The organism is Paenibacillus sp. FSL H7-0357 (genome assembly GCF_000758525.1).
Lineage (GTDB): Bacteria > Bacillota > Bacilli > Paenibacillales > Paenibacillaceae > Paenibacillus_AQ.
In genome coordinates, this window is sequence record NZ_CP009241.1 from 7,021,797 (window position 1) to 7,045,192 (window position 23,396).

Here is a 23,396-nt window from a genome sequence, read left to right on the forward strand (position 1 = left end):
TTACTTCCCTCTGATTTTATTCGCCATTTTTCTAAAAAAAGCAGTGCTTCGCCATGAAAAGGAATACTTCATCAAGCTAATTTCTTTTCTCAACTCTTCTATTAAGATTTCTTTGTCTCTAAGATTCGAAATATATTCAAGAGATTTTTCTTCATTTTGTTTAATAATAGTTTTATGATTTTCATCTAACAACTTATATGTTTCTTTTAACTCTGCGAACTGGTTATTTAAATCACTGTATGTTTCATTCCAGGCCATATTCTTATCAAGAAGTTCTTTCTCCCTAGCCAATAATACATTAGTTTCTTCACTATACGTTTGATTTTCTTTAGATAAATTCACTATTTCCAGTTCATTATCTTTCATTTCATGCGATAGTTTAGTTATTATTTCTTCAATCGAATTATTAATTTGCATTTCTACTTCGAGGATATATTTTAAGTTTCCATTTAAACTAATACCTTCGATATATATTGAAGGATCATTATTAGTTGCGAAGAAACGAAAATCGCGCTCATCAGCTAATTTATATATATTATTTAAAGGTTTTAATTGGGATGTGATTTTTGTGTTATCCGGATTCACTTCTCTTCTAGTCCCCGATGAAGTGATTTCAAAAAGTTTAACCCCTCTAATTGCTCCATAGACCGGAGTATTCGCAGGATCTAACCGCAAGTTCCCCTTAACCCCTAAGGGGATGTCAAAAGAGTATGTCTTAAAGTCATTATTAAAGACCACTGGGACTTGAATTGACGACAATTCATTAAATGAACTATCTTCGCCCCAATATAATTGACAATGATCTAGATCTAGATAATTAATATGCTGTCTATAGGTAAAGTCTAGAGGATTTTCATCTGATTTCTTCTTCCTAGACATAGTCACAAACTGATAAACATCTCCATCCAGCCTATTTTCCAAATAGTGTTGGACCAATATAGGGAAATCACTATATTTTTGTTGAAATTCAGTAGTTTCAGGTCTCCTCATAGTTGTGAGCCATTCGGATGGTTCAAGTCCGCAATCATCTAATAATTCCAACAAACTCTTCCTCGTAAAAAAATGTACATGAGTGTCATCCAATAATCCCGTAGAACGATAATCAAATCTCCCTTGCATTAATTCCATTATAATGGCATTGTGAGAAATATTCGGGACTGAAGTTAATACAATTCCATCGTTATTCAAAAGAGAAGTTGCCTGCTTCAGAATAACTTCAGGATTTCTCAAATGTTCCAAAACATCAGCAAACAAAATAAAATCAAACGTAAATTCACTAATTTTTTGAAACCAGGGATCATTTTCAATATCTGCTACTATCATTAAATCAGCATATTTCCTGGCCTTTTCGGCAGCTTCCGCATCAATTTCAATGCAGACAATTTCACAACCGAGTTCCTCTTTCATATATTTTGTCATATAACCTGAAGCAGAGCCGAACTCTAAGACTTTAGAATTACGCTTAATTTTGTTTAGTATCAAAGAATGGGAGGTACCCACAGAAATGTCCAAATCAACATTATATTTCACTACCCGCGCCTCCTGAAATCCAACTGTGATCCAAATGAATTATTCCTTCGGCAATATAATCTGCAGATTGAATACTAAAAGAATTAATTTTTGTTTTATAATCAAGTCTCACTAATCCAGCACTTTCAAAAAAACCCACATCAATATAATAGGTACCAGGTAATAAATTCAACTGGTCATATTTACAGACTAATGTATAGTTTCCGGGCAATGAAGGTAGTGAATAATCATCTAGTTTGGTATTAACTCCACAGATGTAAGCATCTCTTTGGTCAGTAACAGCAACTCCACCAACAATTCCTTTTAATTTTGTTTTAAGCGTGTACTCAATTTCAACGTATACATCTTCCTTAAAAGAAAATGTTTCTTTGGCTTTGCCGGAACCATCTTTGGTACATATATTGTTGATTAATAAAACTTTTTTCTCTTGTTCACTTGAATCTAGTACTTTTTCTTCTGCAACCGGTTCGCTCTTTGTTCTCATGAAGATTTCGTATTCATTTGTTACTGATAATACATCACCGTATCTATATATCCTTCCGTCTTTCATCCAAATAACTTCATCGCAGAAATTTTTCACGGAATAAGTATCGTGACTAACAAATAAAATTGTTTTTCCTTCTTCTTTAAATTTCTTCATTTTATCCATGCATTTTAATTGAAACTGCATATCTCCAACTGCTAATGCCTCATCGATAATCAATATATCCGGATCCACATTGACGGCACAAGCGAATGCAAGTCTAACATACATACCTGAAGAATACAGTTTTACTGGCTGATCAATAAATTCCCCTATCTCAGCAAATTGTTCTATAACAGGCATTCTTTCTTTCATTTCTTTCTCTGACAAACCCATTATGCTTCCATTAAGATAAACATTTTCTCTACCTGTAAACTCTGGATTAAAGCCACTTCCTAATTCAAGTAATGCTGCAATTCTGCCTTTTATATTTAGTGTGCCTGATGATGCCTGGAGAGTACCCGCAATAATTTGTAGTAATGTACTTTTCCCAGATCCATTCCGCCCTATTATTCCCAACGTTGTTCCAGATGACACGCTAAATGAAACATCATTTAGCGCCCAAAATTCTCTATATAGCTTTTTTCTATTTTTATAGAAAAATTGTTTCAACCTGTCTTGAGGTTTGTCGTACATCTTATACATCTTCGATATATTATTGATAGTTATTGATTTATTATTATAGGACATCTGCAAATCCACCTTTTGTTTTTTTAAACCAATAGTATCCTAATAAACAAAAAACGATCCCAATCAACGTTCCATAGCCGAGCCATACAAAATCTGGTCGAACACCCCAAATCAGAACGTTACGCATATCTTCAACTGTAAAGCTAATGGGATTTAAGTTGTATAAAAACCTTAGTTCCTTAGGAACTGAAGAAACCGGGTAAAATATAGGACTCAAAAACATTAATGCACTAGTTAAAACATTCACAACATAACTTACATCTCTTACATAAGTACCCAATGATGCCAGGAACCAACTTAATCCTGTAGCAAAAAGGATAATAGGCAGACAAACGAGGGGGAGATAGAGCGCCGTTATATGTATACCTCCTCCAAAAAAAGCAAGTCCAATAAATAAAATAATAAAACTAATAAGCATATGCACTATAGAAGACAACACTATCGAAACTGGAAGTAAGTGTAATGGAAATATTACTTTTTTCACATAATTACTATTACCTATAATCAATGTTGGTGAACGATTAATAACTTCTGAAAAAAAGTTAAAAATCGTCATTCCGCTAAAAATAATCAATGCAAATTGAAGGTGATTATTTGACTGAACATTCCAACGAGCTTCAAATACCACACTAAAAACAAACGTATATATCGCCAGTAACATAATTGGGATTACCACTGACCATAATATACCTAGTGATGAACCTTTATATTTCGCTAAAACATCTCTTTTAACCAATTGCTTTAGTAAGTTTAAATTGCTAGAAAACATTTCATTTTACTCCCTTTCTAAATTAAAGCTACTTTGAAATCAAATAACAATATTTATTCTAAATTACTGGCCCCCCAAACGCTCAATATGCTAGAATATCCACGTACCTACAGAAAAAGGAGATTAAAACGTGTCTAAACCAGTATACGGAAAAAATGCTGTTCAGTCGAGAAATGTTGAAAAGATATCCAGCCCCATATGGGCATTAGTTGTTGCTTTTATTGTGTTTTTGGTTTGGACCCCGTTTCAGGTGGGGGTGTTTAACGGACAACAGATTGATTTTGAAAAACCGGTCTATGTGTCTGCTCTGCTTAGCGGCCTGATGTTATTGGCGTGGATGGGCCTCTACTTCAACAAATTCAAGCTTGAGGAGCAGCGCGATCTGCTTGCTGTCGCCTCACTGCTGCTTCCAATAACGTACGCATTGTCACTCTTTGGTGCAGCCTCGCATTATATGGCGATGAACCTGCTGTTAATTCAGAGCATGTACATTGCAATATTCATTATAGCGTTATATCTCTTGAAGCAAAAGCAAGTAAATCTTGTCATCCAAAACGCTGTCCTTGCGGTTGCTTACTTTATTGTAGGATTTGGACTGTTAAATTGGCTTGGTAGCTCGAAATTTGCCGGTACTCTGGTTGGCTGGTTCTCCAACACTGTGCGGGATGGTAAATATTTAGATGCTGTTATGACCGACTCCAACGGTCTGCGGCTGACTTCCATATTCCAATACGCCAATACCTATGCTGCCTTCCTGATGGCTTTTCTGTTTGTAGCTGTATTTGCTTTGGTCCGCTCTAAAAAATGGTACGGTACGCTGACTCACGGATTTATGCTTGTGCCCATTATTGTATCGCTGCTGTTGACGTTGTCCCGTGGCGGGCTCGTCATGCTGCCTGTGGTATTCATCCTGCTGCTGCTGTTCCTGAAACCTGCTCAGCAAATTCTCTGGATTATCCACATTGCTATTTCCGGCCTTGCAGCTCTGCTCGTTACAAATCCGCTGACTACGCTGGGACTAGAACTGAATACCAGCTTCACTTCAGGGGCTGCTTTTAAAGCTTGGGCGTACCTGCTTGGGGCCTCTGCTATCGTTGCTGCTCTTGGGTGGGCGGTTCAGCGTTATGTTGCCCCTTGGCTGGAAGCAAAGCTATCCGGCATGTCTTCCCGTAAATTTTCCGGGCTGTGGCTTCCACTGGTATCGATCGTGCTTGTTGGAATTGCGGCTTTCCTGCTCATTGGTACAAGCGTCCGTAGTGTTCTGCCGGATAATATTGAAACGCGGCTGGAGAATATCAACTTCAAGCAGCACAGTGTACTAGAGCGGTTCACTTTCTATAAAGATGCTCTTAAGGTTGTTAAAGATTATCCGATTCTGGGTGCGGGTGGCGGAGGCTGGGCTTCTCTCTACGAGCACTATCAGAATAACCCTTATACCAGCCGCCAGGCGCATAATTTCTTCCTCCAATATCTGATTGAGGTTGGAATTGTCGGATTCATCGTATTTATGGGCTTTATCGGATACATTTTCTATAAATATATCTGCAGTTATGTGAAACGGGAGAAAGATGAATTTGATAATGGTTTCTTCTTCCTTATTATCGCCTTGTCCATTCTTGTCCACAGCTTGCTGGATTTCAACCTAAGCTATGCCTTTATGGGAATCCTTGTTTTCCTTGGACTGGCTGGAATGGCCGCTGTCATGGACAGCAAACCGCTTCGCCGTGGCTGGAGTAAACCCGGACTGCGTATCAGTTACTTGGCTGTACTCACCATCGGCACCATCTATCTGATCTTTATATCGATAAGCTATATCGGATCCAGCAATGACGCAATGAAAGCCAAAAAACTGATCGGCGTCAGCCAATCTTATGAGGAAATTAAAGCACCTTTGGTAGCTGCCCTGAAAGACCGTCCATTCCACCCGGAATCGGCGATATACTTATCGTCCATGGATCAGCAAGTCTTTAGCCAAACCCAAGATGAGCAGTATCTGGAGGAAGCTTACAGCGTAGTTTCACGTGCGCTTAAGGACGAGCCTTATAATAAGGATTTGTTGAAGCAATTAGTCGGATATTATGACCTTAAGGGACAGAGCGATCTTGCCCTGGGCGTCTACCTTGATAATGCCGATAAATTTGTGTGGGACATTGATTGGTATGAGACAATAATCAGCCGGTCCCAAGCGCTTGCAAATGCAGCAAGTGTGCAAAAGGATGAAGCTAAAAAGCAGGAATACCTGACTAGTGGCTTTGATGCCTACAAACATGTGGTTGATGGAGTGGAACACCTGAAAACTTTGCCTCCTGAGCAGCTGCAAGGCCGTCCATTCTCGATAACACCAAACATTGCTTTAAATATCGGCAGAATGCAGTTGCTGGCCGGAGAAAATGATGCAGCGGCAGCAACGTTAAAACTAGGCTTTAACGACAACTATACTGATATCATAAACAGTACAACTCTCTGGGACACGAACTGGTATAGCGCGCTTATCAGCCGTTCCTACGAGCTGGCTCAGCAGGCTTTCACTCAAAAGAATGACGATGGTAAACAGCTTAATCTCAAGATCGGCCTCGAAGCCTATCGTCATGTAACTACAGACTTGCAGGGCCAGGCCATTCCTTCAGCAATTACTTTGAATGCAGGCCGAATTCAGTTCATGGCAGGTCAAACTCAGGTTGCTGCCGCAACATTGAAGCTTGGATTGAGTGAGGATTATACTGATGCTACTAACCGCGAAATTGCCCGTTGGTATCTCGCTGCTCAACAAAAGGCCAACACCGCTCTCGATCAGGATGTGTATAATAAGCTAATCGCTGCTGATCCTGCGGAAGTTGAAAAGATTACTGAAATTGCAAGCACATCATTTCAAGAGTAAGGAACCAGCGCCCGCTGCAATGGGAACTATGAACATGATCATCTTATAATCCTTTAGTTCGAAAAACAAACAAGAGCGTCCCGCAGTTGTAGACAGCGGAGCGCTCTTGTTTGTTTTATGTGAATGCGTACGTCAATATAAGGGTACCTACGCTCAGTCATTTACCGACTTTCTGAGACTGGCTCTGGATCACTTCCTCGAGGTACTGCAGCAAGCCGTCCTTAAGCTCCTCATGTTGAAGCGCATAGTGGATCGTTGTCTGGATGAAACCCATCTTCTCACCGACGTCATGGCGTCTGCCTTCAAAGTCGTAAGCGATGATCCGCTCCACTTCGCTTAAACGGGCAATGGCATCCGTAAGCTGAATCTCACCGCCTACTCCTACCTGCTGTTCACCCAGCAAATCGAAAATACGCGGAGTCAGTATATAACGTCCCAAGATTGCCAGGTTGGACGGTGCGTCCTCACGCTTCGGTTTCTCTACCAACCGGTTGGCTTTGTAGACACGTTCAGCCAAGGGTGTACCATCTACAAGACCATATCGGGATACCTCTTCCCAGGGCACCGGCTGAACTCCAACTATGGAGGATTTATATTGATCGTAAACCTCAATCATCTGTCTAAGGCAAGGTTTGTCCGCTTCAACAATATCGTCTCCGAGCAATACAGCGAACGGTTCATTTCCGATGAATTTGCGGGCGCACCAGATAGCATGTCCTAGTCCGCGCGGTTCCTTTTGCCGGATATAGTGAATGTCAGCCATTTCGGACGATTTGCGCACAGACTCCAGCAGCTCCCACTTCTGTTTCTCAGCCAGGTTGAACTCCAGCTCAAATGAGTTGTCGAAATGGTCTTCAATCGCGCGCTTGCCTTTACCCGTCACGATGATGATGTCCTCAATGCCGGAAGCAACAGCTTCCTCCACAATATATTGAATCGTTGGTTTGTCTACAATCGGCAGCATTTCTTTGGGCATCGCTTTGGTCGCGGGTAAAAAGCGGGTTCCGAGACCGGCAGCGGGAATAATCGCTTTACGAATCTTCATCATATGGCTCCTTCATATTCTTTTCTTCTTTGGGGATAAACGCTATAAAAATGCATAATTATTTTAATTATAGCAGTTATGGACGATTTTTGGGAGTTATATGGTTAATCATTCAGGAAAATTAATCCTGCATGTAAAAGAGCCAGTGCGGCATGGAGGATTCATCAAACCTCCTTTGCCACACTGGCTCTGCATAGATTCGGAGCTAGGGACTGGCTTACCATGGGATTGGTAAGCCAGTCCCACTCTTCTTTATTTCGCGTTGACGAGCTGTCCGCGTGTAACCCCAAGCTGGTTGGTGGCTTTCAGACTCTTCCATACCTGCGTGCCGGAGATTTCCCCACGGAGCGCACGGGAGTAGAGACTAATGACCTCGGCAACCTGCTCCGGTGTTTCTTCCAGAAATTCGACGCGGAAAGAAGAAACGCCTAGTTCGCGGAAATTGTTCAGGTATTCCGCGCCTGACTGTTCAACCGCATTGTATACGGTATTGCGGCAGCCTTCATCCACGCGGACAGGATGGGACATGCCGATCCGGTCCTGCAGAGATGCACGCTGCTCCTCGCAAGGGCGTCCGCAGTTCGTATAGTCTGTGCCTTCACTCATGAAGGTGCAGTACACGCAGTGCTCGGTGTGGAACATCGGCAGATGCTGATGGATCACAACCTCCATCCGCGAGGTGTCGCTGCGGCCCAGCAGATCGACCATTTGCTGAATGTTCAGGTCATAAGAAGGCGTGACAACATCGCAACCCGCTTCCAGGAACAGATCCACCGCCTTATGATTGGCGATATTCAGCGAAAAGTCGCCAATCAGCCGTGGATGCACAGCATCCGGCTGCTCCATGCGGCGGCGCAGATAATAATACAGCGCGCCGGTATTGCGCACCAGCACAGCATCCGGCTGCAGGCGCAGTATATTGGCGTGATAGCCGTTCTCGCCCGGCATATGGATGCGTGGCGTGGCCAGCGTGATGCTGGCCCCCGCAGCCCGGACAGCGTCTACCGCTGCCGGGAACTGCTTGATAAATTCGAAGTCGGCGTAAATGCTTCTTACGCCGGCTTCGAGGGCAGCCTGCACCTGCGGCAGGCTGCGGCACAGCACGGTGAGCTCCGCATCACCGCTTGCAGCGACGTCCCTGCGGGAGGCGTCGCTATAGATCTCTACCGCCCGTTTCACGTAGACGGGCGGTTTCGGGCGCTCGCCGGCAAGCAGCTCCACCGCTTGGCGGCGGATGCTGTTCAGCTCGCGCATAGGCACGATCACGTCGCCTTCTAATTGCGACGTAAGCGCCTCAAGCTGGAACACGGTCCCGCCCAGGCGGCCGAATTGTTCTTCCAGCAGGGCGGCGTCCATCGGGCGCTTTTGCGCAGTCTCCAGCAGCAGCTCCGAGTCTACACGGACAGTCACGTCCTTCTGCACGTCCGTCCACCATGTAGCCAGCTTCTCTCCGGCGCGGCCTTCCACCTTGACATGAACCGGGAAGACACGGTACGGCTTCTCGGTTTCGTAGCTCTGGCGCAGCGCCTTGTCGAGCGCAGGATCATTGGTCTTCCAGATGCGGTCGCCGACATGCAGGCGGCGCAAATCCACATCGTTGCGCCCAGGCACAATGTCGATGATCCAGCCTTCCCCGGCTTCGCCCTCAAGTTTCACGCCTTTGCGGCGCAGGTCATACACGCGTCCGCCTTCTTCCTTCTTGGTCGGATCACCGGCGTCGAACACGATGCCGTCTCCGCGTTTAAGCGGAGCATGAATGCGGCAGACTACGCCATCACGGAGAATTTGCTCCACCGTGCCCATATACACACCACGGCTTTTCGGGAAAGTCCCGTCAACCAGCTTCTTGTTGTTTGTTCCCTCAAGGAAGCCATGCGTAAAGCCGCGGGAAAAGCTCTGCTGCAGCTCACGGATATCTTCTTTAGAAGTCGGAGACCAGTTTCCGTCAAAATACCGGTCAATAGCCTTACGGTACTTGCTCACCACGTTTGCCACGTACTCCGGGGTTTTGAGTCGGCCTTCTATTTTGAAAGAGGTCACACCCGCCTCGATCAGCTCCGGCATCAGATCAATGGCCGCCAGATCCTTAGGAGACAGCAGATAGGTTACATCACCCATCGGCTTCACTTCACCGTCGACCATCAGGTCATACGGCAAACGGCAGGCCTGGGCACACTCCCCGCGGTTCGCGGAACGTCCGCCCCACATTTCCGAGGTCAGGCATTGCCCTGAATAGGACACACAAAGTGCTCCATGCACGAAAACTTCCATCGGCAGGCGGGCCTGCTCCCCGATCGTGCGGATCTGCTTCAGATTGTTCTCACGGCCGAGCACTACACGCTCCAGCCCGAAGGGTTTCGTAAACTCCACCGCCTCCGGTGAAGTAATCGTCATTTGCGTCGAGCCGTGAATCGGGAAGTCCGGAGAAATCTCGCGGATCATTTTGACGAGCCCCAAATCCTGTACAATTACCGCATCCACACCTGCATCTACACAGGCATCAATCAATTCTTTTGCATCTGCCAGCTCGTTCTCAAACACCAGTATATTAAAGGTCAGAAACCCCTTCACGCCATAGCTGTGCAGGAATGCCATAATCTCCGGCAGCTCCTCCGAGCGGAAGTTGTTTGCTCTGGCCCGTGCATTAAATTTCTCTACGCCAAAAAAGACAGCATCTGCCCCGTTTGCCACCGCTGCACGCATGCACTCCCAGTCACCTGCCGGAGCCAACAGCTCCACGTCTTCCCTGCGTATTCCTTGCTCGTTCATTTATATCCTCCCAAACCGTCATATGGACGGGTCATTTCCATCTCTTTAACTTATTAATTGTATCAAATATCACAGCCTTGCGCCATTGATTTGCCAGAAATTATACAGGAAAAGGACTTTAACCTGATTATTTAAACCGAACTTATTCCTAACCTATCCCTTCCGCCTTTGTACATCGTCGAATGAGAAATGAATGATTCTCCAACCCGGCCCTGATAAAAAAGTATCCCGGTTCAAAGAATAACCAGGCCAAAGAAATTGCGACTTGCGATTCCAATCGTAAACTTCATATTCAGGATGCAGGTCATCAAAATTATCTAAGAGTGGCCACCAGACATTTTGCAGCAGAAGCTTTTTCGGTATATAGATGTCCTCTAGCCAAACTCATTTCTCCATAAAAAAAGAACGCCCCAGCCAAAATTGGCAACTTGGGACGTTCTTCGTCTGCAATAATCATACTATTTATTCCTTATTCCTCAACATGTCCTACCTATTTTTTCTCCCCCGCCAACACAAAAGACTTCAGCGTCTTGTCTATAAGAGCCTGCTGTTCAGGCGTTGCGTTGGCGTCGTTTAGCGTGACAGTGAGAGTATAGACCCGTTCATTTTTGCTGAAAACGATGAGCTGGGTGCGGTAAGGAATACCATTTTTGCTCTGGTGCACAGTAAGGCTTGTGGCTGGAACTTCGGCAAAGGTGATGTCCTCCACACGTTCGACCTGCGGGCCTTTGGGGTCATTCTTCGTGTTCTGATAGTAGCTTTGGAGCTGGCTCACAGTGTACTCGGCCGAACCTTCGGGGCTCACAGTGATTTGGAAACGCCCTCCGGTGAAGCGGTAATCTACGTTCTGGGTTTCAAAGACATCCTGGACCGCTGTCCATAATGACGGAATATGAATGCTGTAGCCATAGATTTTGGAGCTTTTGTTGACTGTTTTAGCGTAAAGTACCGGATAGTCATCAGTTTCCAGCCGCCCGAAGTTCTCTTTTATTAATTCAAAATCAATATCGATTGAGCTTAAAATATCCTTGAACCGTGCCTTGTCCTCATCCTGACCGGCAACTGCTACATATTCTACGTAATAGCGGTGCCCATTCTTCAACAGCAGGGTTTGATATTTCGTAATCCAGCCGCTGCCCGGATTCAGCAGACTTTCAATGACCCGCGCCGGTTGACCGGAAACTTTTGCAGACGTGCTTTCTTTAATCGTATAAGCCCCGTCCACATAGTTGGCTCGAATCTGCGCCTCCAACTCCTTGCTCCAGGTTTCCAGCGTAGAACCGGACGGAGCAGCTGTCACTTTTACACGCAAATAGCTCCCCTCTTTGCTCTCATAATACAGATGCTGGTCATCCATACTCCAGTCTGCAGGGACCTGCAGTGCAATACCGTAATCCTCATTGTACCCTTCTTGCAGCCCGTTTTTTACTGTGGAGAGATCACGTTGGCTTTTATCATTCGGGTCAAAGCTTGGCCGGAAGGAGTTCAACAGCACGGCATATTTATCAAAATCCTTATAGTTCGCTGCATTGTCATCAGTCAGATACAGCTCATACAGTCTCCCACCGGCATTATATTGCCTGTTCTCCCACAATGCGCCGCTGGAATCCTTGCTGACAATTCGCGCGTAGGGAACAACGGCATTCGGATAAGTTTCCCGGTCCAAAATCGTTTCCCCGCCTTCTTCAGCCGAGCGGAGCAACCCATCCAGCAATTGTTCCGGGTCTGCCGGATTCTCCTGCGGTGAGGCATGAACCTCCAGATAATACTGATTCTCTGAATTCATAAAGGTAGCCACGCCTTCATTGCCGCCGCTGTCGCCAACCACCAGTCCGGGAGGATAATTCATGCTCCACTGAAAATGGCTGTTCCCTATCCGGGTCTTACCGACATCGCTGTCAATGCCGCTATCCCCGGGCGCCTCTTCTTCAGTGACCGATGGCACAAGCGACACTACCAGCTCACCGTTGCTGCCGGAAGTTACACGTGCGTCCAGCACTCCCGCCACGAACCTCAGCGGGACCATCAAAACCCCGGAGACCATATGCGGCGGTGCAGCAAGTTTGATTTTGACGCCATCCTTCCAGGCAGTGCTGCTGCCTATCACCATCGTTCCCGTATGCCGTCCGTACATCACCTTGACCACATCGCCGGGTTCGAGGGAAACTGTGCTGCCAAATGTTTTCTTGAACACGCCGAGCGGCACCATGACGGTACCATTCTTCATAAAAGGCTGCTTAATCGTAATTTTTTTGCCATTCACCGTTGCAGCCGGACTGCCGACCTTAAGGGTGAGCTGCAGCTCCGCCTTCTCCGCCGCGTGCACCTCTGTGGCCGGGAGTACAGTCAGCAGCAGCACCAAAGCAAGCATCATTGTACATAGACCACGAAAAGTATATCTGCGGTCCCTCTTCCGCCCCTCTCTTCCCAGTGCCTTTTTACTCTTCCGCTTGTCCATCAGCATCACCCTCCACATCAGCTTCTTCATTGTTTATCAGGGGATCGCCCTGGCCAAGCGTGAGCTTCCGGGTAACAATATCGCCGTCGCTCTGCATAAGCAGATTTACCACCGCACCCGGTGCGTAGCTTTTGAAAAGTTCATTAACATCCACTAAGGAGCCGACACGGTGGCCGTTAATCGCGTATAAAACATCCCCTTCAAGAATCCCTGCCTTGTCTGCTTCCGCAGAGATGACCTTCGTAACTGTTAAGGGATCTTGTGAGGGCAGGCCCACTAAGGCAGACCAGCTTTCCTCCAGCTCCAGGCCAAGACTTGGATGTTTTACCTCTCCATACTTGAACAGCTGGTTCATAATGTACTGTACCGTATCAGACGGGATAGAAAATCCCATATTCTCTACGCCTACTGCGGCAAATTTCAGACTATTCACGCCCAGCACCTCGCCTTTCATGCTGACGAGCGGACCGCCACTGTTGCCTGGATTAATCGCTGTATCACTCTGGATGAGCCGATAGGCAGCATCCACTGAACGGTTAAGACCGCTGACCACCCCTACCGTGGCAGAATTTCGCAGCGAGAAGGAAATGGGTGTACCGATGGCAATCACTTTGTCGCCAACCTGAAGGCTGGCAGCAGATTGGGCAAATTTCGCAGGCTTTAATGCCTTGGCATTGATCTTGATCAGTGCCAGATCACTAACCTCATCCAGATACGTATTTGTGATGCTGTAGGACTTCGCGTCCGATGTAACGACCACAGCATTCTGCAGACCCTTCATCACATGCGCATTCGTAATAATCCAGCCGTTTGCCCTGACGATGATACCTGATCCATGGGACAGATTAAAACGGTCATTGGGTGCATTAGAGCGATCTTCTGAATATTTGCCGATGATTCCTACTACCGACGGGGAAACCTCTTTGATAATTTGCGGTACCGGATCGGTTATCGAGGCTGCACTCTTTTTGCTGCCGGTCAGGGTACTTCCTATTTCTTTAATCTTTCCTGAAGACGATACATTCCCCGCAGTCTGCAAGCCATCCGGAAACGGTGCCCCCTGCGCAGAAAGCGATCCGCCTCCTATTCCTGTCAGCAATACTCCGCACAGCAACAGTCCGAGGCTTTTCTTAACCATGTTCTTCCCCCATTTCCCCAGCCTTCGCCGGGCGCTCTCTCTGACCTTGTTCCAGATTGTACATAATGCAGTTGACTCATATGAAGACGTGCATAATTTGAAAAAGACGCCTTTAGTCACGCCAGACGGCGGTTAAAGGTGTCTTTGGGTAAACTTAAAATCTGCAATTGTTTTGACTTGAATTTGAAGCAGGGCAGTGTTCCTGTGTCAGCTTAACCAGTGCATAAGCATCGCGTAGTCCGAAACCGCAAATACCAGCAAGCTTACCACTCCGAAGCCAATCGCAAATTTGTTCTTCTGCGGAGCCCGCAGCAGCCGGATGACCCCAATGAGTATCAGGATGGTAAAGGCGATCATAAATACATCGAAGGTATGAAATTTAGACGGTTCTTGCGCAGCAGCTTCTGCAAGCAGCATGGCATTACCTCCTCGAAAGTGTTGTCAAGCAAGTTCATCTAATCCATATCTCCCTCTATGTTATCGCTACCATTTCAGTGACGCAATAGGAATTGCATAAATTTTATGTAAAAGTCACGATAAATATTTTTTAGCGCCGGATTCGGGATAATAATCATGATATTTTTCATTGACACCTTGTTTTTTATTGATTTTTCAAAGAGCAAATTATATGTAAGGCTGTTTTCCATCTCTGCTAATCATTCAACGCAAATCCTTCTCTTTGAATCTTACTGCGGACATGCTCCCGATATGCCTGATTCAACTATTAAGCTGTCCTTATTTCTATAATGGCTTTCAAGCCTGTTTGAGGGTACAATGCTTGCTGACCTGGCCAAGTTTTAATTTGGCAAAGTGCAGAAAGACGGGCTGAACATTATCCGAATGATTATTGAAAAACAAGGCCTAAAAAACTAAAAGAACCACGGCGAAAATGCTGTGGCTCTTTTGTTCTTCATGAAGTGCAGTTATACTGTCTCCGACGTCTGCAGCTGCAGAGCTTCAGTCCGCTCCGTATCGCGGATCAGAATCGGCTTCAGGTATTTGCCGGTATAGGACTCTGCAACGGTGATTAACTTCTCTGGTGTCCCTGTAGCCAGTACCGTTCCCCCGCCGCTGCCGCCTTCCGGTCCCATATCAATAACATAATCTGCCGTCTTAATCACATCGAGGTTATGTTCGATGACCAGAACGGATTCGCCGGAATCCACCAGGCGGTGCAGCACCTCCAGCAGGCGGCCGATGTCATCCACATGCAGCCCTGTTGTCGGTTCATCCAGAATGTACAATGTCTTGCCGGTACTGCGGCGGTACAGCTCGGAAGCCAGCTTCACGCGCTGTGCTTCACCCCCGGACAACGTCGTTCCCGGCTGGCCAATCTTGATGTACCCAAGACCCACATCCAGCAAGGTCTGCATTTTGCGGTGGATACGCGGGATGTTCTGGAAGAACCCGGTTGCATCCTCTACCGTCATCTCCAGCACATCAGAGATGTTTTTGCCTTTGTATTTCACTTCCAGCGTTTCGCGGTTATAACGTTTGCCTTTGCATACTTCGCAAGGCACATAGACATCCGGCAGGAAGTGCATTTCAATCTTGATAATTCCGTCTCCACGGCAGGCCTCGCAACGGCCGCCTTTGACGTTGAAGCTGAAGCGGCCCTTCTGGAATCCGCGCACCTTGGCTTCATTGGTTTTGGAGAATAGATCACGAATATCATCGAACACCCCGGTATAGGTAGCCGGATTGGAACGCGGCGTACGGCCGATCGGCGATTGGTCGATCTCTATGACCTTGTCCAAATTGTCCAGACCGCGAATTTCCTTATGCAGGCCGGGACGGACCTTAACAGCCTTATTCAACTGACGAGCCAGGCTCTTATAGAGGATTTCATTAACCAGCGACGATTTGCCGGAACCGGAAACTCCAGTCACTGCAGTAAAGACACCTAACGGAATCTTGACATTTACATTCTTCAGGTTATTCTCTTTGGCTCCGCGAATTTCCAGCCAGCGGTCATCGGTTGGCCGCCGTTTGGACGTAACCGGAATAAACTTGCGTCCGCTTAAGTACTCTCCGGTCAAGGAATTCGGGTCTTTCATGATTTCCTGCGGCGTCCCTTGGGCAATAACCTGTCCGCCGTGGATACCGGCACCCGGTCCGATATCAATAATATAGTCTGCCGCCATCATCGTATCTTCATCATGCTCAACCACAATTAATGTGTTGCCGAGATCGCGCATATGCCCCAGTGTGGCGATCAGCCGGTCATTGTCTCGTTGATGCAGACCAATACTTGGCTCGTCCAGGATGTACAGAACGCCCATCAAGCTGGAGCCAATCTGCGTCGCCAATCGGATCCGCTGCGCCTCACCGCCGGAGAGTGAACCTGCCGCACGACTGAGTGTCAAATAATTCAGACCCACATTCACCAGGAAGCCAAGTCTGCTGCTAATCTCTTTCAGGATAAGATGGGCAATGGCCGTTTCCTTCTCGCTAAGCACCAGATTATCAAAGAAGTTCAAACAGTCGCCAATCGAGAGATCCGTAACATCCGCTACATTCTGCTCATTAATTGTGACCGCAAGAATTTCTTTCTTCAGCCGTTTGCCCTTGCACACATTACAAGGCTTGGCGCTCATAAAACCTTCGATAAACTCACGGATTCCATCCGATGCCGTATCGCGGTAACGTCGTTCCAGATTCGGAATAATTCCTTCAAAGGCAACCAGCGCATCTTTTTTCTGGCCAAAGTCATTTTCATACCGGAACCGGATCTTCTCGCTGCCTGTGCCGTGGAGCAGCTTGTTCATGTGTTCGGGAGTCAGGCTGCTCACAGGAACATTTTGTGGAATCTTAAAGTGCTCACAGACCGATTTCAGAAACTGCGGGTAGTAGTTCGATGTACTGCCGGTCCAGGCCAGAAATGCTCCTTCTTCAATCGATTTCTCGGAATCCGGAATTAATAGATCGGGATCGACAACCATATTCATACCAAGTCCATCACACTCTGGACAAGCGCCGAAAGGGCTGTTGAAGGAGAACATCCGCGGTGCCAGCTCTTCAATACTAAATCCGCATACCGGACAAGCAAAATTCGAACTGAACAGAAGTTCTTCCTGGCCGATAACATCAACCAGAATCTGTCCACCCGAGAGCTTCAAGGCTGTTTCAAGCGAGTCGGTCAGACGAGTCTCCATATCATCCTTGATGACAATACGGTCAACCACGACCTCGATGGTATGCTTCTTGTTCTTCTCCAGTTGAATATCTTCAGTGACTTCCCGCAGCTCGCCGTCAACGCGCACACGGACAAACCCCTGCTTAGAGATGTCCGAGAACAGCCCCTTGTGTTCACCCTTGCGCCCGGAAATAACCGGTGCCAGAATCTGCAGCCGCGTCTTCTCGGGATACTGCATAATCCGGTCCACCATCTGTTCGACGGTCTGTGATGTAATTTCGATCCCGTGATCCGGACAATGAGGATGGCCGACCCGGGCAAACAACAGCCGCAAATAGTCATAAATCTCCGTAACCGTACCTACCGTTGAGCGCGGATTGCGGCTTGTAGTCTTCTGGTCGATCGATATTGCCGGAGATAATCCGTCGATGGAATCAACGTCCGGCTTCTCCATCTGGCCCAGGAACTGGCGGGCATACGCCGACAGGGACTCGACATAACGGCGCTGTCCCTCCGCGTAGATCGTATCGAACGCCAGCGACGATTTGCCGGAGCCGCTAAGTCCCGTAAGCACGACGAAGCGGTCCCGCGGAATCGTTACGTCAATGTTCTTGAGATTATGCGCCCTCGCGCCTTTGATTACTATATTTTCGTTCGCCAACGGTACCTCTCCTTTATATACATCATTTAGTTCAAAGCTAGTTCAAAGCTAGTTCAAAGCCTTATTTAAAAGCCACATTTCAAAATATTTTCGATCCCTCCCAAACCCTCCCTTCCAAGGGAGGACCCCAAGGGCTGCGCCCTCTGGACACCCGCAAGGTTGGCGAAGGAGATGGATGGGGCTGTACTTAGCTGTTAGGGTGCTCGGAGCGCTTGTCCCTAAAGGGACCGCTTCAACGTCCGTGCTCCGCTGGTCGGCACGCTGCATGCTGCTGCGTGCCGGGACGCTGTCCCTGACGGGATGCGCTAAAACTGAAAACTTTCAGGACGGTTGTCCCTGCGGGATGCGCTAAAACCGTTAATCACCAGGACGGCTGTCCCTGCGGGATGCGCTGACAACAGGCAACAAAACAACGGAGCAGTTTATCTAAAAAGAACGGCCTGGGAAGCGCCGTTCCAGTACTCGCTTAAATATTTACTCGGCACGTAGCTCCAGCAAAGCATCACGCAGCTCGGCGGCGCGCTCGAATTGCAGGTTCTTGGCAGCGTCCTTCATCTCGGCCTCCAGACGCTGCATCAGGCTTTGGCGGTCCTTCTTGCTCATCTTGCCGCCCACACCGGTGAGATATTCGGCTTTGGATTCGGCGACTTTGGTCGCCTCGATGATTTCGCGGATTTTCTTGTTGATCGTCGTCGGGGTGATTCCATGCTTCTCATTATAGGCAATCTGGATCGCCCGGCGGCGTTCGGTTTCGCTCATAGCTTTCTCCATGGAATCCGTAATACGGTCACCATACATAATGACGCGGCCGCCTGAGTTACGGGCGGCACGGCCGATAGTCTGAATCAGTGAGCGTTCAGAACGGAGGAAACCTTCCTTGTCGGCGTCGAGAATCGCGACAAGGGATACCTCTGGCAAGTCCAGTCCTTCTCTTAATAAGTTGATACCCACGAGGACATGGAACGTACCGAGACGCAGATCACGCAGAATCGCCATCCGCTCCAGCGTCTTGATGTCAGAGTGCATATATCGGACCTTGATCCCGATCTCCTTGAAGTAATCGGTCAGATCCTCGGACATTTTTTTCGTAAGTGTCGTTACCAGTACCCGTTCATCGCGTTCCACACGCTCGCGGATTTCACTGATCAGATCATCGATCTGGCCTTCTGTCGGACGCACCTCAATAATCGGATCAAGCAGACCGGTAGGGCGGATAATCTGCTGCACCATCGTATCGCAGTGTTCCATTTCGTATGGACCTGGCGTAGCGGATACATAGACAATCTGGCTTACCTTGTCTTCGAACTCCTCAAACTGAAGCGGCCGGTTATCCAGCGCTGACGGCAAGCGGAATCCATGCTCTACCAGAACGGTCTTCCGCGCACGGTCACCGTTATACATGGCCCTGATCTGCGGAAGGGTAACATGAGATTCATCAATAATAATCAGCATGTCATCCGGGAAGTAGTCCATCAAGGTATAAGGGGTTGCTCCCGGCTCACGGAAGGTAAGCGGTCCGGAATAGTTCTCAATCCCGGAGCAGAAGCCGACCTCCTTCATCATCTCGATGTCATAACGCGTCCGCTGCTCCAGCCGCTGGGCTTCCAGCAGCTTGCCTGCGTCGCGAAGAACGGCCAGCCGTTCCTCCAGTTCACGTTCAATGTTGACGATCGCAACCTTCATCGTTTCTTCCTGGGTTACAAAGTGAGATGCCGGAAAGATCGCGATATGCTCACGTTCACCGATTAATTCTCCGGTCAGCACGTCAATCTCGGTAATCCGTTCAATCTCGTCGCCAAACAATTCTACCCGGATGGCATGTTCTCCCTGTGAAGCCGGGAAGATCTCAACCACATCGCCGCGCACACGGAATGTACCGCGGACAAAATTTATGTCATTGCGCTGATACTGGATATCTACTAGTCTGCTTAAGATCTGGTTGCGCGGCTTCTCCATCCCTACCCGCAGCGAGAGCAGGAGGCTTCCGTATTCCTTCGGCGAACCGAGGCCGTAAATGCAGGATACGCTCGCTACAATAATAACATCGCGCCGTTCAAACAATGAACTGGTCGCGGAGTGGCGCAGCTTATCTATCTCTTCATTGATGCTGGAATCTTTCTCGATGTAGGTGTCGGAGGAGGGAATGTAAGCCTCTGGCTGGTAGTAATCGTAGTAACTGACGAAGTAATCTACCGAATTGTTCGGAAAAAACTCTTTGAATTCACTCGCCAGCTGCGCAGCAAGCGTCTTGTTGTGCGCAATTACCAGCGTGGGGCGGTTTAACTTGGAAATCACTTGCGCGACGGTGAATGTCTTACCTGTACCCGTCGCTCCCAGCAGCGTCTGGTGCTTCTTGCCCTGCCGGATGCCGTCCAATAATTCCTCAATGGCATGAGGCTGATCGCCCTGGGGTGTGTATTCGGACTCCAGTTCAAAAGTCTTCGTACTGACGACAATATCGCTCATTTGCCCGTCTCCCCTCTATCGTCTAAAATATAGTAGTATAGTATAATTGTGGCCCTAAGTACTGGCTCTCCATACAATCCTGAAAAATATGGAAGATAAGAATACTTGTTCCCGTTTATTATACAGTGTTGCCTACATTCATGCAAACCATAATATATAGAAAAGTAAGGAGTCATAACCTATGGATATCACCGCAATTATCGGCCTCCTGGCTGGACTGGCCGCTATGATCGGCGGCTTCTTTTGGGAAGGAGGCAATCTCTCCGGATTGCTGCAGCCTAATGCTGCACTGATTGTCTTTGGCGGCACATTGGCCGCTGTTCTCATCAGCTTTCCCGCATCTAAACTGCGCCACATTCCTGCTGCTCTGCGCATGGCCTTCGGCAGGCATCCGGACCTGAATGAGCAGAACGCGGAGGAGCTGATCTCCATGGCTGCTATTACCCGGCGCGGCGGTGTGCTCCTGCTGGAGCAAAAAGCCGAAGAACATCCCAATCCCTTTACCCGTGAAGGATTGCTGCTGATCGTCGACGGCACAGATGCTGACGAGGTTCGCCAGATTCTGGAGCTGGACATGGATGCCAAAGAGTTGAAGTACAACGGCTACGCCAAAATTTTTGAGGCGGCCGGAGGCTACGCACCAACGATGGGGATTATCGGGACGGTCATGGGACTGATCCATGTACTCAGCAATCTGACCGACCCTTCCAATCTGGGAGCATCCATCGCAGTCGCTTTTACAGCGACGCTTTATGGTGTAGCCAGCGCTAATCTAATATTTTTACCCATTGCCTCCAAGATCAAATCCCGCAGCCAAACCGAGCTGGCTGGCATGGAGATGCTGCTGGTAGGCATTCTGGCCCTGCAGAACGGGGATCATCCGCAGCTGGTGCGCAAGAAGCTTAGCTCCTTCACTGCGGATTCTGAAGGAAGCCGTAAGCGTGAGTATGCAAGAGGGCTGCTATGAGGCAGAGAAACCGGCGTAAGCAGCACGCCGAAGGCCGGGAGAGCAATGACCGCTGGATGATCACTTATGCCGATCTCATTACACTTTTACTTATATTTTTCGTCATCATGTACGCCATGAGCAGTCTGGACGTGCAGAAATACAAGATTGTCACCGGTTCCCTTTCGGAAACGTTCAGGAGCGGCAACCCCGTGCTTGAAGGTGGCGATGGCATTCTGGAGAGCCAACAAGAAACGGAAAACAGCGGCTCAACTAACAGTCAGGATAATGGAACAGGAAGCGAAGCTGCAGGCACAGCCAATGCCGGAGAGACGGCTCAGCCGCCTTCGTCACGTGAACTGGCTTTCAAGGAACAGGAAGCAAAGCTGGCCTCATTGATGGGCGTCATCACCAAATATGTTGAAGACAACAACCTCGGGGATCAGATCTTTGTTGCAGATAAACCTCAGGGCATTGCCATTACGCTTAGCGACCGGTTCCTGTTCGATGCCGGCAAAGCCGAGCTGAAAGCACCTGCATTCCCTGCGCTCCGCCAGCTCTCAGGCCTGTTCCGCGGCATAGGCGCATCCATCAGCATTGAGGGGCATACCGACAATACCCCGGTGTCGGTTGGCTCACGCTATAACGACAACTGGGAGCTGTCAGGCGCGCGGGCACTCTCCATCCTGCGTTTCTTCCTCGACAATGAAGGACTGGATCCGGATACCTTCCAGTATGCCGGCTATGCCGATACCCGGCCCGCTGCCGACAATACTACGCTGCTTGGAAAACAGAAAAACCGCCGCGTCGAGCTAATCGTGCTGCGGCAGCTTCAAGACGAAGAATAATTCCGCCTATCAGCCCAGAACAGCAGATGATGAAAGGTTACATTTGCTTCTAAAGGAGTCTGAATAGGTATGGAAACTCTAAACGGAACATCACCTGATCCCACCCGATTTTTAAAAAATCTGCAGCTGCTAGTCTCGCTATTGGTTACCGCGTTTCTCCAGGGAATCATTACGTTCTTCGTTGGGGGCATGGCTTATTTCCTTTTACTCTCGTCGTACTCCCTTTTCTGGGGCGAACAAGCCAAGGTGTATCCGCTAAGCAAGCTGATTCAAATCGCCGTTCGTTTTTTGCTTGCGGGCGGCGCTTTTGCCTTGCCCTGGCTGGGAGTCTGGTGGATGCTCTACGGTCTGGCCGACAACGGACGCATCCGCTGCTTTTTTCTGCACCTGTTTTTCGCTTATGTGCCGCTTGTGGTTATCTTTTTGCAGCTTGATCCCGTGTATTACCCGGACACAATGATCCCCAGCTCAGCCGGTGAGATGACCTTTTTTGTCTGCATGGCCATGGCAGCTGTCCTGCTGTATCCCTTTTACTCTATCGGCGTTTATTACTTTGTGCTCAGACCGGCTGCACCCCCTCGCAAAATCTACAGATTTATCCTTTTATGCTGTTTATTCGTCCTGATTAGCCTTGCACTGCTGCCCCTCTTGTGGCGGATGGCTCCACATTTTTATCCGGGACTTGCAGATTTTCCAAGCCGCTGAAAGCGCAAAAAGACAGACTTCTCACATTAGTGCAGCTAATGCGCGAAATCCGTCTTTAATAATTTTTTTATAAAACCAATTGCTATTCCCCAACCCGTTCACGGTAAGCGGCTGCGTCCAGCAATCCCGATACGGCGTCGGCATACTCGCCTTCGATCTCCAGTTCAAAAATCCAGCCCCCGCTGTACGGCTGATCGTTAATCAGCTCCGGGCTGTTCTCCAGTGCATCGTTAATCTTGGTCACCGTTCCCGATACCGGTGAATATAATTCGGAAACCGTCTTCACGGATTCAATGCTGCCTACGCTGTCCCCGGCAGAAATAGCCGATCCAACTTCAGGAAATTCCACAAATACGATATCGCCTAGTAAATGCTGGGCATGGTCCGTAATCCCAACACGTATTAAACGTCCTTCGCCCTGCTGCGCCCATTCATGCTCCTCGCTGTACAGCAGGTTATCTAGCACTTCACTCATTTCAAGCCGCCTCATTTCCGAATTGGAGTTGTAAATTTAGTTATAGACTAAGTTATCGTCCTGCTCAATGTCAATATAACTGACAGGAAATTTAAATTTGTCATCTTTTTGACGTTTTTTTGTTGACAGTGCACCTCTATACCCGGTTTAATGGAGACAGCAGAAAATTATACGGTTTGCGAATGATGGCATAGGGAGAGACCGTCTCTTGAAGACGGCGCCGAAGGAGTAAGCCCTCTACGGGGTGAATCTCTCAGGCAAAAGGACCTTTGCCGGACGCATCTCTGGAGAGCATCAGGCCCTGCTATTGCAGCGTACTGGTCACCAACGGGGAAACCTGCCGGGTTCACAGCAGGGTA

16 protein-coding genes, 1 pseudogene and 1 riboswitch are annotated in these 23,396 nt (G+C 48.0%); of the genes and pseudogenes, 5 read left to right on the plus strand and 12 right to left on the minus strand.

Annotation, left to right across the window (positions count from 1 at the left end; translation table 11 throughout):
- The 3 genes from H70357_RS31085 to H70357_RS31095 are packed head-to-tail and all read right to left on the minus strand — an operon-like array spanning window position 1 to window position 3,512.
- Complete coding sequence (locus H70357_RS31085; protein WP_038597201.1) at window positions 1-1,530, minus strand: class I SAM-dependent methyltransferase; 1,530 nt, start codon at window positions 1,528-1,530, stop codon at window positions 1-3.
- On the minus strand, window positions 1,520-2,743 hold the full coding sequence (locus H70357_RS31090) for an ABC transporter ATP-binding protein (protein WP_038597205.1): 1,224 nt from the start codon (window positions 2,741-2,743) through the stop codon (window positions 1,520-1,522). Before H70357_RS31090 ends, H70357_RS31085 begins: the two co-directional genes overlap by 11 nt.
- The gene (locus H70357_RS31095) at window positions 2,733-3,512 is read right to left on the minus strand and encodes an ABC transporter permease (RefSeq protein ID WP_038597207.1); all 780 of its coding nucleotides are present in this window, start codon (window positions 3,510-3,512) and stop codon (window positions 2,733-2,735) included. Before H70357_RS31095 ends, H70357_RS31090 begins: the two co-directional genes overlap by 11 nt.
- Window positions 3,513-3,642: 130 nt before the next feature.
- On the opposite strand from H70357_RS31095, the gene H70357_RS31100 reads away from it, so the two are divergent.
- Window positions 3,643-6,390 carry an O-antigen ligase family protein gene (locus tag H70357_RS31100; RefSeq protein ID WP_038597209.1) on the plus strand — a complete coding sequence of 916 codons (2,748 nt, stop codon included), beginning with the start codon at window positions 3,643-3,645 and terminating at the stop codon, window positions 6,388-6,390.
- A gap of 157 nt (window positions 6,391-6,547) precedes the next feature.
- On the opposite strand, the gene galU is transcribed toward H70357_RS31100, so the two are convergent.
- From galU to uvrA, 7 genes and pseudogenes are all read right to left on the minus strand, one after another.
- Complete coding sequence (galU, locus tag H70357_RS31105) at window positions 6,548-7,435, minus strand: UTP--glucose-1-phosphate uridylyltransferase GalU (protein ID WP_038597211.1); 888 nt, start codon at window positions 7,433-7,435, stop codon at window positions 6,548-6,550.
- A 252-nt stretch (window positions 7,436-7,687) separates the two neighbouring features.
- The gene (locus H70357_RS31110; RefSeq protein WP_038597214.1) at window positions 7,688-10,204 is read right to left on the minus strand and encodes a U32 family peptidase; all 2,517 of its coding nucleotides are present in this window, start codon (window positions 10,202-10,204) and stop codon (window positions 7,688-7,690) included.
- Window positions 10,205-10,366: 162 nt separating this feature from the next.
- Window positions 10,367-10,592, minus strand: a pseudogene (locus tag H70357_RS37250) (hypothetical protein); the annotation flags it as partial.
- Between the two features lie 102 nt (window positions 10,593-10,694).
- Window positions 10,695-12,662: a stalk domain-containing protein gene (locus H70357_RS31115; protein WP_052092347.1), complete on the minus strand. Its 1,968-nt coding sequence runs from the start codon at window positions 12,660-12,662 to the stop codon at window positions 10,695-10,697.
- Entirely contained in the window at window positions 12,643-13,821 is a 1,179-nt protein-coding gene (locus H70357_RS31120) for a S1C family serine protease (protein ID WP_442950485.1), read from the minus strand. The genes H70357_RS31115 and H70357_RS31120 overlap by 20 nt, the downstream gene beginning before the upstream one ends.
- Window positions 13,822-14,007: 186 nt before the next feature.
- Window positions 14,008-14,217 carry a DUF2759 family protein gene (locus tag H70357_RS31125; protein WP_038597219.1) on the minus strand — a complete coding sequence of 70 codons (210 nt, stop codon included), beginning with the start codon at window positions 14,215-14,217 and terminating at the stop codon, window positions 14,008-14,010.
- 506 nt (window positions 14,218-14,723) lie between these two features.
- On the minus strand, window positions 14,724-17,597 hold the full coding sequence (gene uvrA, locus H70357_RS31130; RefSeq protein ID WP_038597221.1) for an excinuclease ABC subunit UvrA: 2,874 nt from the start codon (window positions 17,595-17,597) through the stop codon (window positions 14,724-14,726).
- A gap of 175 nt (window positions 17,598-17,772) precedes the next feature.
- On the opposite strand from uvrA, the gene H70357_RS36155 reads away from it, so the two are divergent.
- Window positions 17,773-17,949: a hypothetical protein gene (locus H70357_RS36155; RefSeq protein WP_156130970.1), complete on the plus strand. Its 177-nt coding sequence runs from the start codon at window positions 17,773-17,775 to the stop codon at window positions 17,947-17,949.
- 122 nt (window positions 17,950-18,071) lie between these two features.
- On the opposite strand, the gene uvrB is transcribed toward H70357_RS36155, so the two are convergent.
- Window positions 18,072-20,063 (minus strand): excinuclease ABC subunit UvrB, encoded by a 1,992-nt coding sequence (gene uvrB, locus H70357_RS31135; protein WP_038597223.1) that lies wholly within the window; start codon window positions 20,061-20,063, stop codon window positions 18,072-18,074.
- A 181-nt stretch (window positions 20,064-20,244) separates the two neighbouring features.
- On the opposite strand from uvrB, the gene H70357_RS31140 reads away from it, so the two are divergent.
- The 3 genes from H70357_RS31140 (at window position 20,245) to H70357_RS31150 (ending at window position 22,562) form a co-directional block, all read left to right on the plus strand.
- A complete protein-coding gene (locus tag H70357_RS31140) occupies window positions 20,245-21,030 on the plus strand; it encodes a flagellar motor protein (protein ID WP_038597226.1) in 786 nt (261 codons plus the stop codon).
- Window positions 21,027-21,857 carry a flagellar motor protein MotB gene (locus tag H70357_RS31145; RefSeq protein ID WP_038597228.1) on the plus strand — a complete coding sequence of 277 codons (831 nt, stop codon included), beginning with the start codon at window positions 21,027-21,029 and terminating at the stop codon, window positions 21,855-21,857. Before H70357_RS31140 ends, H70357_RS31145 begins: the two co-directional genes overlap by 4 nt.
- A 69-nt stretch (window positions 21,858-21,926) precedes the next feature.
- Entirely contained in the window at window positions 21,927-22,562 is a 636-nt protein-coding gene (locus tag H70357_RS31150; protein ID WP_038597230.1) for a hypothetical protein, read from the plus strand.
- A gap of 82 nt (window positions 22,563-22,644) precedes the next feature.
- Here H70357_RS31150 and gcvH read toward each other — a convergent pair whose 3' ends face one another.
- Complete coding sequence (gene gcvH / locus H70357_RS31155) at window positions 22,645-23,037, minus strand: glycine cleavage system protein GcvH (RefSeq protein ID WP_038597232.1); 393 nt, start codon at window positions 23,035-23,037, stop codon at window positions 22,645-22,647.
- A gap of 182 nt (window positions 23,038-23,219) precedes the next feature.
- Window positions 23,220-23,316: riboswitch (glycine riboswitch) on the plus strand.
- Window positions 23,317-23,396: the final 80 nt, after the last annotated feature.